The 14,196-nt window shown below is 69.5% G+C and carries 13 protein-coding genes and 1 pseudogene; 6 read left to right on the forward strand and 8 right to left on the reverse strand.

Annotated features, from left to right (window positions below):
* The first annotated feature begins 220 nt into the window (after window positions 1–220).
* Together ABGB08_RS53145 and ABGB08_RS53150 are read left to right on the forward strand one after the other, a co-directional pair.
* The gene (locus ABGB08_RS53145; protein WP_347607736.1) at window positions 221–2,134 is read left to right on the forward strand and encodes a DUF222 domain-containing protein; all 1,914 of its coding nucleotides are present in this window, start codon (window positions 221–223) and stop codon (window positions 2,132–2,134) included.
* Between the two features lie 85 nt (window positions 2,135–2,219).
* Window positions 2,220–2,678, forward strand: a complete 459-nt coding sequence (locus ABGB08_RS53150) for an HNH endonuclease signature motif containing protein (RefSeq protein WP_347607739.1) — start codon at window positions 2,220–2,222, stop codon at window positions 2,676–2,678.
* 745 nt (window positions 2,679–3,423) lie between these two features.
* Here the strand turns inward: ABGB08_RS53150 and ABGB08_RS53155 are convergent.
* The 7 genes from ABGB08_RS53155 to ABGB08_RS53185 form a co-directional block, all read right to left on the reverse strand.
* Window positions 3,424–4,143 carry a hypothetical protein gene (locus ABGB08_RS53155; protein WP_347607742.1) on the reverse strand — a complete coding sequence of 240 codons (720 nt, stop codon included), beginning with the start codon at window positions 4,141–4,143 and terminating at the stop codon, window positions 3,424–3,426.
* Window positions 4,144–4,210: 67 nt separating this feature from the next.
* Window positions 4,211–5,653: a hypothetical protein gene (locus tag ABGB08_RS53160; protein ID WP_347607745.1), complete on the reverse strand. Its 1,443-nt coding sequence runs from the start codon at window positions 5,651–5,653 to the stop codon at window positions 4,211–4,213.
* A complete protein-coding gene (locus tag ABGB08_RS53165) occupies window positions 5,650–6,486 on the reverse strand; it encodes an ABC transporter ATP-binding protein (protein ID WP_347607748.1) in 837 nt (278 codons plus the stop codon). Before ABGB08_RS53165 ends, ABGB08_RS53160 begins: the two co-directional genes overlap by 4 nt.
* Window positions 6,483–7,286: a zf-HC2 domain-containing protein gene (locus ABGB08_RS53170; RefSeq protein WP_347607751.1), complete on the reverse strand. Its 804-nt coding sequence runs from the start codon at window positions 7,284–7,286 to the stop codon at window positions 6,483–6,485. The genes ABGB08_RS53165 and ABGB08_RS53170 overlap by 4 nt, the downstream gene beginning before the upstream one ends.
* A complete protein-coding gene (locus ABGB08_RS53175) occupies window positions 7,283–7,855 on the reverse strand; it encodes an RNA polymerase sigma factor (RefSeq protein WP_347607754.1) in 573 nt (190 codons plus the stop codon). Before ABGB08_RS53175 ends, ABGB08_RS53170 begins: the two co-directional genes overlap by 4 nt.
* A 406-nt stretch (window positions 7,856–8,261) precedes the next feature.
* A complete protein-coding gene (locus ABGB08_RS53180; RefSeq protein ID WP_347607757.1) occupies window positions 8,262–8,468 on the reverse strand; it encodes a hypothetical protein in 207 nt (68 codons plus the stop codon).
* A gap of 237 nt (window positions 8,469–8,705) precedes the next feature.
* On the reverse strand, window positions 8,706–10,361 hold the full coding sequence (locus tag ABGB08_RS53185) for a histidine kinase (RefSeq protein WP_347607760.1): 1,656 nt from the start codon (window positions 10,359–10,361) through the stop codon (window positions 8,706–8,708).
* Between the two features lie 229 nt (window positions 10,362–10,590).
* On the opposite strand from ABGB08_RS53185, the gene ABGB08_RS53190 reads away from it, so the two are divergent.
* Window positions 10,591–11,151: a hypothetical protein gene (locus ABGB08_RS53190; RefSeq protein ID WP_347607763.1), complete on the forward strand. Its 561-nt coding sequence runs from the start codon at window positions 10,591–10,593 to the stop codon at window positions 11,149–11,151.
* Here the strand turns inward: ABGB08_RS53190 and msrB are convergent.
* Window positions 11,148–11,546, reverse strand: a complete 399-nt coding sequence (msrB, locus tag ABGB08_RS53195; protein WP_347607766.1) for a peptide-methionine (R)-S-oxide reductase MsrB — start codon at window positions 11,544–11,546, stop codon at window positions 11,148–11,150. The two genes, ABGB08_RS53190 and msrB, sit on opposite strands and share 4 nt — an antisense overlap.
* A 137-nt stretch (window positions 11,547–11,683) precedes the next feature.
* Here msrB and ligD point away from each other — a divergent pair, with 137 nt between their 5' ends.
* The 3 genes and pseudogenes from ligD to ABGB08_RS53210 all read left to right on the forward strand — a co-directional run.
* On the forward strand, window positions 11,684–12,685 hold the full coding sequence (gene ligD / locus ABGB08_RS53200) for a non-homologous end-joining DNA ligase (protein WP_347607769.1): 1,002 nt from the start codon (window positions 11,684–11,686) through the stop codon (window positions 12,683–12,685).
* A 175-nt stretch (window positions 12,686–12,860) separates the two neighbouring features.
* Window positions 12,861–13,194, forward strand: a pseudogene (locus ABGB08_RS53205) (transposase); the annotation flags it as partial.
* 503 nt (window positions 13,195–13,697) lie between these two features.
* The coding region (locus ABGB08_RS53210; RefSeq protein WP_347607772.1) for a transposase at window positions 13,698–14,196 on the forward strand (499 nt) is incomplete at its 3' end.

Below are 14,196 nucleotides of genomic sequence, written 5' to 3' on the forward strand. Positions count from 1 at the left end.
CTTGCACGGATCCTCGCGCTGACCGCCGCGATCTGGCACAACGACAAAACCGGCCAGCCGATCAAGCGATCCCTGCTCGCCTACGACCACTGAAAGTGACCAGACCCCTTGGACTCAATCATCTAGTGCGTCAGGCTCACCCATCTGAAGGCTCACCCACCCGAGAACTATTCGAACATGTGTTTTGCTTTCCACCTCCTCGTGTACTACTATCGGTCACATGCTGGATACACTGAGCGCCGAGGCGGGGGTCGAGCCCACCCCGCTCCCACCCGGCCTCAGCGACCTCCCACCCGGACCCCGCCTGTCGGCCCTGCTGGACGCCATCGACATCACCACCGTCTCCGGCTACGACCTCGTCGAGGTCCTCAAAGCACGCCACCGCCAGCTCTGCCACGAACAAGCCCGCTTCGCCGCCGCCCTCACCGAGGTCTCCCTCCGCGAACCCTTCTCCGACCAGACCATCGCCCGCGCCGCCCACCTGCAGGAATTCTCCGCAGACGAAGCCCGCGCCGCCCTGACCTGGTCCCGCCGCCGCGCCGATGCCAAAGTCGGCCTCGCCTACGACCTCACCATCCGCCTGCCCGAAGTCCTCGCCGCCCAAGACCACGGGTTGATCGATGAGACCAAGGCGTGGGCGTTTGCCCAGTGGACCTGCGAGCTGACCGACGTCCAGACCCACGCCATCACCGCCGCCCTGCTCCCCAAAGCCCCCCACCTGACCGTCGGCCGACTTATCGAGCTCATCAAGGCGATGGCCATCGCCATCGACCCCGGCTGGGCCGGCAAACGCTATAAGGAAGCCGTCCGCAGGCGCCGCGTCATCGGTTCACGCACCCTGGACGGCACCGCCAACCTCTCCGGCGTCGATCTGCCCCTGGACCGTGCCGCGGCCGCGGCCGCCCACATCGACGATTTGGCCCGCGCCTGCAAACACGCCGGAGATGCCCGCCCTGCCGACCACATCCGTGTTGATCTCTACCTGGGCATGCTGGACGGCTCTTTCGAGGGTCTGTCCGACGACCAGATCGTCACCGGTGTCATCACCAACCCCACCGACACCCCCACCGACACCCCCACCGACACCCCCACCGACACCCCCACCGACTCGGCCGACCTCCCCGACCACCACCACGCCGACCGCTCCCCCCACCCCGCTGATCCCACCGGCGACCCCGCCGACCCGACCGGGGACTCCACCGACCCGACCGGCGACCCCGCCACTCGGCCTTTCCCAGCGTCCAGCCCCCGCACGGAGCGCAAGGCCGATCACACCCGCCAGGACGAGGTCACGCGCAAGCACGAGGACAAGGCCACGCGTGAGCACGAAGCCACGCGTGAGCACGAAGCCACGCGTGAGCACGAAGCCACGCGTGAGCACGAAGCCACGCGTGAGCACGAAGCCACGCGTGAGCACGAGGGCGCCCACGATGACGGTCTCACCGACCATCACCACGCCGACCACGCCGACCACGCCGACCGCCACCACGACGCTGCCGACCACCGCGACGATCACGACGGCGCAGGCGACGGTGGCGAGCATGACAGCGATGACCCCGGCCGCGGCAAGGGCACCGGTGGTGGCGGCACCGCCGCTAGTGATCCCAACAGGGGTGATCCGGATGAGCGTCATCCAGATGGTGGTGGCCCGGGTGGGGGTGGTCCGCCCAGGCGTCCAGGCGGTGACAACGAGCGCAGGTGGAAGGCCCGGGAGGTGCGGGTGAAGCTGACCACGCTGCTGGGCCAGGACGACCACCCCGGCCACGTGCCCGGCTGGGGGCCGGTGCACGCGCCGCTCGCCCGGCAGATGACCCGCACCATGACCGCAGGCGAGTGGCGCTTTGCCGTCTGCGACACCGACGGCCACCTGCTGTTCGGGGGCATCACCACCCGCCGCCCCGGCCCACGCCGGCTGCGCAGCGCCCGAGTCGGCATCGTGGAGATCGCTGTGACCACCCGTCAGCTCCGTCAGCTCCGTCAGCTCCAACGCCTTACCCCCCCGGCCGCACCCATGCGGCACCTGGGCCGCCGTCATCGACGACATCAACGGCCAGTACACCGCCTGGCTCACCGCAAACCTCCGCGCCGACCCCCAGATCCCACCCGGCGAGCCCGGCGATGCCGCCGACGCTGACCCAGGCGGCACACCCGGGGATGCCGGGGATGCCGCAGCCGCTGCCGATACCGGACAGGGCCAAAGGCGGCGCTTCGCCGGGGCCGTGCTGCGCCGCCATATCCAGATCCGGGACCGCACCTGCACCTTCACCGGCTGCCGCATGCCCGCGACCCGCACCGACCAAGACCACATTCACGACCACAGCGCGGGCGGGCCCACAACGGCGCACAACCTGGCTTCCGCCTGCCGCCACGACCACCGCGCCAAACACATCGGCGGATGGCGCATCGCCATGCCCCACCCCGGACGGGTTGTGTGGCTTTCCCCGCTCGGGCACCTCTACCCCGTCCGCACCGGGCAGATCATCGACCCCGCCATCGACCCCCTGCCCCGCGCCCAGCGTGTTGAGCGCACCTCAAGGCGACCCGACGGTCCCGTGCCCGACCCTGTGCCCGACCACGACACCCCCACCATGCCCCCACCCCCGCCAGCCCGCAAACCACTTCCTCCCCAGCCCCGGCGACCAGCCCACGACCACGGCGAGGACATCCCACCCTTCTGAGGCGACATCCCTCTGAGGCGACATCCCTAGGCCATCCTCCGACTCCGCCGACAGCGATGCGCCGGGCCTACCGCGAGGCCGGTTCCGGTATTCCGGTATCGGCCTGGCGAACGTCGCCGTCGGGCAGGAGAGGGCAGGGCAGTTCAGCCGCCGGGGCCCGCAGCTTGATCTTCACCAGACTGCCGCCAATCACGGTGCCGGACAGTGCCGGACGGTGCCGGACAAGGTGCGCCAGTAGCGGGAGCGCACGCGGCTGGTGAACTCGCTGCAGCTTGGACACGGCAGCGCTCCCGTACACCTCCCGTCCCGACCGGTCGTCCACCCCACCTCGCGCACGCTCAGTGAGCGCGTCACGGAATTTGCTGAAGAGGCCGGGAATGCTCGTGTTTGGCCGGTAAGGATCTTTCTTGTTGTAGCGGGACAGGGGGATTTGACCTTGCGGACGCTCACCCGCAGGCGTCGGGGTTGAAGGAGATCGACCAAGATGGCGCGGCCGATTCACCGACGAGGTCGATTTGATCGCTGACCACGTTCTCGGCCTTGACGAGACAGTCTTGGGCGGTCAGCAGGGCGGTGATGTAGCCAGCCCGATCGGGATCGGTGCCGGAACGGTTTCGACCGCAGTGAAGGCGTTCAAGGGCGACTGGCGGCCCGCACGGGCCCCAGCGGACTGCTCGAGATCACGCTCCTGGCCCTCAGTGTTTGGGGGCAGCGCGGAGAGTCGGCGCTTGGGGGCGGTGTGGGGTCAGCGCCGCAGGTCGCGGCCAGCGAACGCGAGCCAGAGGTACGGCAGAGGCAGCACCGTGAGCCAGAACTGGTGTGCCTCGTCCCAGTGGCCGAAACCGCAGGTGGGCGGCCAAAGCCTGATCTGGTCTGGCAGCAGGATCGTCGCCAGCACCAGGGCGAGCTGGACCACCACAGCGGCCATGGCGGCCTGCCGTCCAGGTGCGTATCGGACGGCGGACGCGGCGGCCGCCAGCGCGATACCCAGGCAAACGCTCATTTCGACGAGCAGGTCGCGGACCGGAAAGTAGGTGTTGTCGGGGAGGTGGGACAGGGTGTAGGTGAAGGCGAGCAGCCAGACGGTGACCGCAGCGCCTCCGGCCAGCAGGCACCGCAGCGCCTGCCGTACCCACCGGGGGACAGGCGCCGCGCCCAGGTCTGCCGACATGGCGTCGACCAGCGCGAAGGCGGCAGCCGAGCCGAGCAGGGTGCCCGCGATGCGCATCAGCGCCAGCGCGTCACCCGAGGCCAGCGGTCGCCCGGCCTGCGCCAGCGCCAGCAGGGCCCCGACCACCGCGGCGACCACCGCGAGCGGCGCCCAGTCGATGGCCCTGCACAACGGGCGGACCAGCAAGATGGTCGACCGCCATCGGGCACGCCCGGTGGCCACCTGAGCGGCGCGCATGCAGGCGGGATCGGCGGTTGTAGCGGCCTTCTGGTTGGTGGGCGACGTCAACGGCATGGCATGGCTCCTCGTGCGGACGGCGGCGTCGCAGGCATGGCGTCGTGGCTCTTCGGGGAGTGGACGGTCACAGACATGGCGTGGCTCCCGTCGGTGAGTCCAACTTGCGGTCCAGGCCGAGTAGCGGCAGGGCCTGGTCGATGGTCGTGGCGGGCTTCATGAGCGTGTTCCAGTTGGCCTGCACCTTCTCGCCGGCGTCAGGACTGGCGAGGAGGAGCTCGGCGTAGCCGACCTCGGCGGCGCCCCAGTACGTCCCGGGGATGCGGCCCTGATCGCCGTCGACGTGGAGAACTCGCGGCTGCTCGGGAGGGGAGACCTGGCCGATGAGCCAGAGCGCCACGACCGTGCGGGCTTGTCCACGCACGTCGCATCCCTTCCCGGGATGCGCCTTGTAGGCCCTGGTAGCCGAGTCGTTCAGCCCGGTTGCCCAGAAGGCCACGTCCTGGGCCAGCATGGTGCGCTGATCGGGGTGGCCCCACGCCATCGGCGGCCGGACCAAGGGCGTACCGAGGTTGTGGCCGAAGAACCAGGTCCAGGCCGTCTGCTCGACGCGTGGCGCGCGAGCGCGCAGGGCGGCGGGCAACGCGTCGACGACTGGCCGGATGGTCTTCTCCCACAGCGGGATCCATGGCTCGTAGCCTGCGTAGGCGCAGTAGGTGATGCCCTGTCGGCCCGAGCAGCGGTGGGCGTCCGGGCCGAAGTAGCGCTCGCGCACCCGCTGGTCCACATCGTTCATGCTCAGCTCGCCCAGCGAGGGCAGCACGGCTGGCGGTTTAGCCGCCGCGATGGCCCCCAACGGCACCGCACCGGCCAGCGCCGCCACCATGGCCACGGCAGGCGCGAGCCGTACCCGATGCTTCAACAGCGCGAGCCCGCCGAAGACGACCGCGAGCGCCAGCACGTAGAGCAGGTGGATCGCGGACGGCCGGTCGGGCCAGTCGGGGCGGTGTACCTGCATGACCGGCAGCAGCCACCCGGCGGCACCGTTCTGGTGATTTTGGAAGATCAGATAGCCGAGTACGGCCACCACCAGCGGCCCGGCGATCAGCCACCGCGCCCACCGCCCGACGGCCACCCCCAGCGTCGCGGCGAACACCGCAGCGGCCATCCCGGTCAGCGGTTCCCACCCATCGAGCCGGCCCCCGGCCGGGCCGCTCAGCAGGCGGATCACAAGGTAGCCGCCCACGGCCACCGCCGCGGCCAACCCGGCGGCGAGCGGCGTCGCCAGCAGGATCGCCGACGTCCTGTGCTCGGCCCGTCCCGGCAAGCCCGCCAGGCTCTCCGGCATCTCGTGCCGGCCGTCACGCGAGGCGGCCAGGCTCGCCACGACCAGCACCACCGCCGCGAGACACGTGGACAGGCCAGTCGCGTTGACCGGGTCGATGCTCAGGTCCGGCTGCTGGTCCCAGCTGAGGAAGGTCTGGAGCGCCAGCACCAGCACGGTCGCGCCCCACACCAGCGGGTGCCGCAACAGCCTGCGCGTCTCCACAAGGAACAACTGCCGCGTCACGCCGCCTCCCCGAGCAGCATGAGGTAGCCGTCCTCGACGCCCGGGCGCGTCGCGTCGGCCGAGGGCGGCCGCTCCCCGAGCGTGCGGTAGCGGCCGTCCGCGGTGCGCCAGAACAGCGTGGAGATCGCCGGTGCCTCGTCAGACAACCACACTCGGCCCTCCGCGATGCCCGCGAGTTCGCCCGGGGTGCCGTCGAAGACAGCCCTACCGCTCCGCATCACGACCACCCGCTCGCACAGCGCGGCGACGTCCTCGGTCTGGTGCGTAGACAGCACGACGGTACGGCTCTCGCCGATCCGTGAGATCAACGCCCGGAACAGCATCCGCTGCTCCGGGTCCAGACCCACGGTCGGCTCGTCGAGGATTAGCAGGTCCGGCTCGCCCAGCAAGGCCTGCGCCAGCGCGAGCCGCTGCCGCATGCCACCCGACAGCTTGCGGACCTTCGTCCTGGCCTGGCCGATGAGATCCACCTCGGCCAGCACCCGGCGCACCTCGGCGTGTCGCCGCTCCGGGTCGGTCAGCTCCTTCAGGATCGCCACGTAGTCCACGAGGTCGAAGGCGGTGAAGTGCGGGTAGAAGCCCGGGTCCTGTGGGAGGTAGCCGAGCCTGCGCCGCAGGGCGGTCCGCTGCACGCGGTCGGCCGGGTCCAGGCCGAAGGCGTCAACCGAGCCGCCGTCCGCGGCCAGCGTGGTGGCCAGACAGCGCAGTAGGGTGGTCTTGCCGGCGCCGTTCGGCCCGAGCAGGCCGGTAACGCCGGTGCCGAGAGTCAGGTAGAGGCCGTCGAGCGCGCGTTTGCCGCCGTAGGCCTTGGTCAGGTCCTTGATCTGGATCATTGGGCACTCACTTTGTATTGGGCGCTCACTTTGTAGAGGCGGAACATCAGCAGGAGGGCGGCCCCGCCGTACACGATTTGCGCGGCGGGGACGAAGGCGGCGAGCCAGCTGCCGGTGAAACGGCCCGTCCCGACAACGGCCAGCCACAACCCGCCCATGGCGAGCGCGGCGATCGGCACGGGCAGCCGGTGCGACAGGGCCAGGCATCCCGAGGCCGCGGCCAGCGAAGGCAGCAGCCATGCGACGCTCAGGCCAGGTGGCGCGGGCAGCAACGGCGAGGCGAGCGCAGCCGCGGCGACGGCGACCGCCAGCACCGCCGTGGCGCGCGTCAGGAGCAGCCGCGGCCCCGCCAGCGGGGTGGCGGCCGTCAGCTCGTAGGCCGGATCCACGCGCGGCCCGTAGGCCAGCGCGATCCCGGCCAGCGGCAGCACCGGCGCGACGATCAAGAAGGCGGGCAGCAGGTCGGCCCTCTGGCGCGCCGCGAGCACCGCGAACGCCAGCGCGACCACCACCGCCACCAGCCAGGACCGGCTCATTGTCGGCGTGGCCGACAGCAGCCTGGCCAGGTGGCCGGGCACACCGCCGTGCCGGAGGAAGCGCTCGCCCAGGCCCGGGCGCGGCATGATCAGCCGGGCCTCCAGCCGCTGCCAGGACGCCTCCAGCCAGTTCTCCTCGTACGGCACCGCCGCCCGGCAGTCCGCGCAACCTTCGAAATGGGCGTCCACGGACATCGCCAGTGCCGACTCGAGCGTGCCGGCGAGATAGCGCTCGCGTAGCTCATCGGGGATGTGCCAGCTCATGACAACTCCTCGCGCAACCGGGCCCTGGCCCGCATCGCGCGGGTCTTGACCGTGCCTTCAGGGATGCCGAGAAGGGTCGCGGCCTCCTTGGTGGTGAGACCGTCCAGGACGGTCGCCTCGATGACCGCGCGCAGCTCGGGGGAGAGCTTGGTTAGGGCGGAGCCGAGGTCGCCGTGCTCGACGCCGAGCAGCACGACGTCCTCAGCCGACTCGACCGGCGAGATGTCACCGGGTTCGATGCCGATGCCGATCCAACGGGAGCCGCGACCGCGAAGCGCGGAGATCAGGCGGCGGATGGCGATCGTCCACAGCCAGCCCGCGAGATTGTCGCCCTTGAAGCCGCCCGCCGAGCGCCATACCGCCATGAACGTCTCTTGGAGGGCGTCGTCGACGGCGTCCGGGTCGGCGCAGCGGCGGGCCAACCTAGCACGCAGCCACGGGGCGTGGCGCTGGTGCAGGATGCGCAGCGCAGATGTGCTCTGCGCGGCGACGGCGGCGACGAGCTCGACGTCGGTGCTGTCCGCACTGACAGCGAGAGCCTCGCGCCGCCGGAAGGGGAACAGTCTCACGCTGTATCTATCGCACAGCGGGAACACCCTGGTTCGCACCAAGGCTCGTGGTTTGCGCGGACAGGGCGAAGAAGAGCAGTCCCACCCCGGCCGATGACACTGACCACCGGAAACAGAGGGGCGGCGATTACCGTCGGTGGTCTCCTGCGGTCGACAGTGTCCCCCATGGGGCTGCCTCCACCAGCGGTCCCGCTGCCCCGAGCAGCATGGCGAGCGGTAGTGCCGCTGGGAGCGCGATGCCGAGAATCGGGCGGTTCTGGCGGAAACATGGCGATTCCCACAGTGCTGCCCCGGCTAGCCACAGGGCTAGGCCCGGTAGGAACAGCATGGACAGTTGCGGGCGCGGTTGGTCGGTCAGGAGCAGGGTCACGCTGACGGGGATGGCGATCAGGCCGTGGGCCAGCGCCTACAGCACGGTGCCGATGTTTCCGGGGAGACCCCATTTCGGGTTCGCTCGACGGATTGTGAGCACGCCTGGGATGGCGCTGGTCAGATAGAGCGTGTATGCCGCCTCGATCAGGTAGTCACCCGCTCCGGCGAACGGCACCACCTGTGTGTGGACCACCTGGGCGATGCCCAGCACCGCCGAGGCGACGGCACCAGCGGCGGCCATGGCCCCAACCCAGTGAGTCTGGACAACCCAGAGAGCCTGGACATTTCACCCTCCCAACAAGGATCGATTTCATGTCCAGCCTCGGACTGGTGCGTTCCCGGTGGGTGAGCTGGGGGAACGGGGGAGCGGCCGTCCTGGGTGGAGCGTGCAGGAAGGCGATCAGCGACTCGGCCGTGCCAGGGCCGAAGACGGCCTGGCCTCGCGCGGCGGCGCGGACGGCGGCGATGACGTCCTCGGTCATCGTGATTTCGAATCCCTTTTAGGCCGGGTGCAGGTGGATTGTGCAATGGGTGGGGGTGGCGTGGCGTACCGCGTTGGTGAGGGCTTCGCGGGCGACGAGGTAGAGGGCCACTTCGGCGGCGGCGGTGAGGGTCGACGTGTCGGTGATCGTGACGTCGATGGGGAGGCCGCCCGCGCGGAGTCCGGCGGCGGAGTGTTCGATCGCCCCGGCCAGGCCGAGTTGGGCGAGTTCGGGGGGACGAAGGCCGCGGACCACGCCGCGTACGCTGGTGCCGGCCTCGTGGACCTGGGTGCGGATCTGGGTGAGCAGGCCGCGTGCCTGGTCCGGGTTGGCCGCGAGCGCGTTTCCGCCGCGTCGACGGTGAAGCCGATTCCGGCCAGGACGGGGCCGAGCCCGTCGTGCAGGTCCCGGCTGATGCGCCGGCGCTCCTCCTCCCTGGCGGTGACCAGCAGCAGCCGGGAGCGTTGCAGCGCGGCCGCGCGGTGGGCGGCGGCGAGCGCGGCGCCCGCCTGCAGGGCGAGCTGGTCGAGGGCCCGCCGGTCGCCCGACGATTCCCGCGAGACCAGGACGGCGCCGAGCTCCTCGCCCTGGAACCGGAGCGGAACCGCCAGCGTGACGGGCGCGGGGCGACCCCTTTCGACGATCTTCAAGGGCTCGTCGTGGCCGCCGAGCTCGATTCGCGCGTACGGAGTCCTGACGGCTTCCACCACGGCATCCCCGACGGCGGCCAGGATTCCGGCCGGGTCCGAGGTGTCGGCGAGGCGGCGGGCCAGGCGGGCGTGGACTTCCTGGGGGTCGGAACGCCCGCCGTACAGGATGCGCCCGGCGGCGCGGCCGAGCCAGTGGTGCAGGGGTTCGACGGCCACGGCCACGACGACGGTGGCGGGGATGGTGTTGCCGGTTAGCCGTACGACCAGGAGGTAGAGCAGGACGAGTGCGCCGGCGAGTAGGGCCAAGGTCAGGAAGCGGCGGAGGGGGAGGCCGGTTTCGTACAGGTCGTGGCGGAGCATCGCGACGGCGACGCAGATCGGTAGGGCGAGGATGAAGGGGACGCCTGCTCCGGGCAGGGGGATGAGGGCGGGGAGGAACGCGCCCAGCACGGCCAGTACCGCGCCGACGCAGATCCACAGCAGTTGCAGGCGGAGGGGGCCACGGGCGCGAGCCGTTCGCACCACCAGGCCGACCGCGGAGACGGCCGCGATCGCCGCCAGGGTGCCGACGATCGGCAGCGTGAACAGCTGGAGCGGGCGCAGCGCCTCGATCGCGATGGGGCTGCGTCCGTCATCGGCTGGGATCAGCGCGGCGGTGACCGTGAACAGCACGATCGCGGTGATCGCGACCGCCGCCACCGGCCGCCAGCGAGGGCCGGGCAGTTTCCCGTCGGGCACCAGTAACAGCAGCAGCGTGGATCCGGCCAGTAGCGGTGGCGCCCAGGTCAGAGCGGCGACCCCGACCGCCCAGTCGGCTGCGGGCCAATCCGCGCGTGAGCCGTACGCACCGGCGGCGTAGGTGACCGCGCTGAGTCCGGCCAGCAGGCAGAGCGGCCCGACCGCGCCGCCTTTGCGATGGCTGACCAGGTATGCCCCCAGCGGCGTGAATCCCAGCGCCAGCGCCGCGTCGACCGGATCACCTGGTCGGATCAGACTTCCCATGCCTATCAGCGCGCAGGACAGCCCGAAAACACCCCAAGCCAGAGATCGTACGCTCACGGGACTCATTTCCCCACAATCCCGTTCCCGCTGTCACGGGACGATATGCCCGGCATCCCGGGAACACCGGGCACGCGTATGCCTGTTCCGCATGTTTGCCGGTCACGATCTCGCCTCTATTGCGATACTCGGACAAATTCCATGTCATTTGCGAGGGGCGATGTCGGTCGGGGTGGCACGTTCCAGGGGAAAACGTCGGCGGCCACGATCGCGGGTCGTCGAGATCAGCATCGGGGTGGCCTGCCTGGTCCTCGGCGGTGCGGCCATCGGCACCCAGCTGCTGCGATCCGACCCGCCCTCCGCTCCGCCGCCCGCCTCCGCCACACCGCCCGCCACAGGCGACCTGCACGTGACCAACACTAACGAAGACGACAAAGGCGACGAAAAGGGCGACGAGGAGAAGGCCTCCGGAAAGTCTGAATACACCAGCGACTCCGCCGTGGCCTACTTCAACAACCGCTGGGCCGACAAAACGAACGGCCGGGTGACCGACATCCGGGCCACCGGCCGCTACCTACGGATATACACCGACCTACCGGAGAGCGCCAACAACTCCAAGACCGCCCTCCGGCTCTGCGAACGAGGCCTGCTCTACCTCGCCTCGATCGGCGAGCGTAACCCCGTCGTCTTCGTCCAGGCCCAGTTCGGCGAGAACGGCAACCCCGTCCTCGCCAACATCCTCGGCCCGGACGACACCGACTGCCGCGTCACCCACCCCGAACCTGAGGCTTAGGCGGGCTTGAGGGTCAGGCTCACTGAATTGATGCAGTATCGGTCGTCGGTGGGGGTGGCGTAGCCCTCGCCGTGGAAGACATGGCCCAGGTGGGAGTCGCAGGCCGCGCAGCGGACCTCGACGCGGGTCATGCCCAGGGTGCGGTCCTCGATCAGGGTGACGGCGTCTGATTCGGTCGGCTCGAAGAAGGACGGCCAGCCGCAATGCGACTCGAACTTGGTCTCCGAACGGAACAGCTCCGCCCCGCACGCCCGGCAGCTGTAGACGCCCACGGTCTTGGTGTCGACATACTCCCCCGTGAAGGGCCGCTCGGTGCCCGCCTGCCGCAGCACCCGGAACTCCTCCGGGGACAGCTGCACACGCCACTCGGCCTCGCTCTTGACCACCTTGTCCATGCTCACCAGCCTTGTTCGTCGGGTTCACTGGAGTCAACCCGACCCCCCGCCGGAAACTTCCCGGCCGACATTCCCGGACATATCCGAGTGGAGGCGGGTGGCCATCCCGCTGGCCATAAGTGGGTATCGTCCGAGCTATGGCATCGCCGTACATAGAACTCGACGTCGAGGGTCGGACCGTCAAGGTCAGCAACCCGGACAAGGTCTACTTCCCGGGCATCGGCGCGACCAAGCGCGAGCTGGTGGAGTACTACGTGAGCGTCGGTGACGGCGTCCTGCGGGCGGTGCGCGAGCGCCCGACCTACATCAAACGCCACCCCGACGGCATCGAAACCGATGCGATCTACCAGAAACGCATGCCCAAACACCCCGACTGGATCGAAACGGTGAACGTCCGCTTTCCCAGCGGTCGTACGGCTGACGCCTTCTGCCCGACCGAAGTCGCCGGCATCGCATGGTGCGCCAACCTGGGCACGATCGACTTCCACCCGTGGCACTCCCGGCGCGGCAACCTCGACCACCCGGACGAACTCCGCATCGACATCGACCCCCAGCCGGGCACCGGCTTCGACCAGGCCAGAAAGGTGGCGTTCACCGCCAAGACCGTCCTCGACGACCTCGGCCTGACCGGTTTCCCGAAGACCTCCGGAAACCGCGGCATCCACATCGCCGTACGGATCGAGCCCCGCTGGACCTTCACCGAAGTCCGGTACGCGGCGATCACCTTCGCCCGCGAGGTCGAACGCCGGGCGCCCGACCTGGCCACCACCGCCTGGTGGAAGGAGGAACGCGGCGAGAAGGTCTTCATCGACTTCAACCAGAACGCCCAAGATCGTACGGTCGCCAGCGCCTACTCGGTCCGCGCCAAACCTGAAGCGCCGGTCTCCGCGCCCGTGACCTGGGAGGAACTGACCGACTGCGACCCCCGCGACTTCGACATCCGGACGATGCCGGAGCGATTCGCCAAACTCGGGGACGTGCACCGCACGATCGACGACCAGTCGTTCTCGCTGGAGGAACTGCTCCAGATGTACCAGGAGGACGATCGCGGCGATATGCCGTACCCCCCGAACTATCCGAAGATGCCGGGCGAGCCGAAGCGAGTCCAGCCCTCGAAGGCACGACACGACGACGAATAGATCGGGCGCTCAAGCTCGCGACATCGGTCGCGTTCTCATGTGCCAGCCGCACGTTTACCGCAGGGCCGCAGAAGGCCCTGTCCTGAAGGACTCCGTTGGGAAATCCGTAAACACCCTTGTGGAGTGAGGCAAGTCGTCACGATTGGTATGTGAGCCGTGACGGAAAGGGAGAGGCATGTCGCTCGAAGTTCGCGCTGATCAGGGAGCGCCGGAACTGACCGCCCGGGTGGTGGGAGCGGCGTTTCCCACGGGGGCGCTGGCCGTACGGGTTCGTGACGTGCTCGGACCGGTGTTCACCGATGAGTCCTTCGCGGAGGCGTTCTCCTCTCGTGGTCGCCCGGCGGTCTCGCGGGGGCGCTAGCGCTGATCTCGGTCCTCCAGTACGCCGAGGGGTTATCCGACCGGCAAGCCAGGTACGGGCGCGGATGGACTGGAGGTATCTGCTCGGCCTGGAACTGGACGACCCGGGATTCGACTTCTCCGTCCTGAGCGACTTCCGCGACCGCCTGCTCGAACACGGACTGGAGGAGCAGATCCCCGGCTTGATCCTCCAGCGCGTCAGCCAGGCCGGGCTGCTGCTCGGGGGCGCTCCCCGCAGGATCGGCGAAGGAGGACGGCGACCACAGGCGGCCGTGGTGACGGCCTGGTTACCCGTCCGGAGAACTCCTTGCGCGGGTAGTGGGAGGAGACGCCTCTGAGGTGTTGACCGGCTTGCTGATGGCGACATTGGGCGGGTGGACTACGAGCGGATGGACGTGGTCGTCGCCGTTGAAACTCGCGCCGTTCGGATTCGAAGCCGTAGCACAACTCGATCATGTTTCCTCGCGGTGGCGCGGTGACACGTCTTTGAAGACATTCCGCCGATATTGGTCACAAAGTCCAGACGAGGGTGGGAGCGCGGAGACGGCGTGCCCGCCGCATCGTATTCGGCTGCGGCAGCCATCGACCACACGTTAATGTGTTCGAGCCGTGACGAAGTGTGTCCGGTCAGGCGTGGCGGGAGGGGGCCGGGGTGAAGTTGCGCTATAACTACCGGATCTACCCCGACCCCTCCCAGCGTCAGGCGCTGGCGCGGTTGTTCGGGTGTGTCCGGGTGGTGTGGAATGACGCGCTGGCGATGCGCAAGGCCGCGCGCAAAGCCGGGAAGCCATACATCAGCGGCGGAGACCTGGCGAAGTTCTGTATCACCGCCGCCAAACGAACCCCGGAGCGGGAGTGGCTGGGTGAGGTTCCTGCGGTCCCGCTCCAGCAGGTGCTGCGTGACCTGGACCAGGCCTATCAGAACTTCTTCGATTCGGTCAGTGGGAAGCGTAAGGGCCCGCGGATGGGGTTGCCGGTGTTCAAGTCCCGCCGGGACCGGCGCCAGGCGGCGCGGTTCACCCGTACCGCCTTCCGCCTGCCCGGGGACGGGACGCTGTACCTGGCCAAGATCGGGAGGATCGAGGTCCGCTGGTCCCGGGAGCTGCCCGCGGCGCCGTCGTCGGTCACGGTCAATCAGGACGCGGGGGGCC

It is taken from the genome of Acrocarpospora sp. B8E8, from assembly GCF_039871605.1.
Lineage (GTDB): Bacteria > Actinomycetota > Actinomycetes > Streptosporangiales > Streptosporangiaceae > Acrocarpospora > Acrocarpospora macrocephala.

Bases quoted from the DNA above. Each gene is read 5' to 3' on its own strand.
- ABGB08_RS53145 (WP_347607736.1), top strand. From the start codon at position 221: ATGCTGGATACACTGAGCGCCGAGGCGGGGGTCGAGCCCACCCCGCTC.
- ABGB08_RS53155 (WP_347607742.1), bottom strand. From the start codon at position 4,143: ATGCCGTTGACGTCGCCCACCAACCAGAAGGCCGCTACAACCGCCGAT.
- ABGB08_RS53165 (WP_347607748.1), bottom strand. From the start codon at position 6,486: ATGATCCAGATCAAGGACCTGACCAAGGCCTACGGCGGCAAACGCGCG.
- ABGB08_RS53170 (WP_347607751.1), bottom strand. From the start codon at position 7,286: ATGAGCTGGCACATCCCCGATGAGCTACGCGAGCGCTATCTCGCCGGC.
- ABGB08_RS53180 (WP_347607757.1), bottom strand. From the start codon at position 8,468: ATGGCCGCCGCTGGTGCCGTCGCCTCGGCGGTGCTGGGCATCGCCCAG.
- ABGB08_RS53185 (WP_347607760.1), bottom strand. From the start codon at position 10,361: ATGGGAAGTCTGATCCGACCAGGTGATCCGGTCGACGCGGCGCTGGCG.
- msrB (WP_347607766.1), bottom strand. From the start codon at position 11,546: ATGGACAAGGTGGTCAAGAGCGAGGCCGAGTGGCGTGTGCAGCTGTCC.
- ligD (WP_347607769.1), top strand. From the start codon at position 11,684: ATGGCATCGCCGTACATAGAACTCGACGTCGAGGGTCGGACCGTCAAG.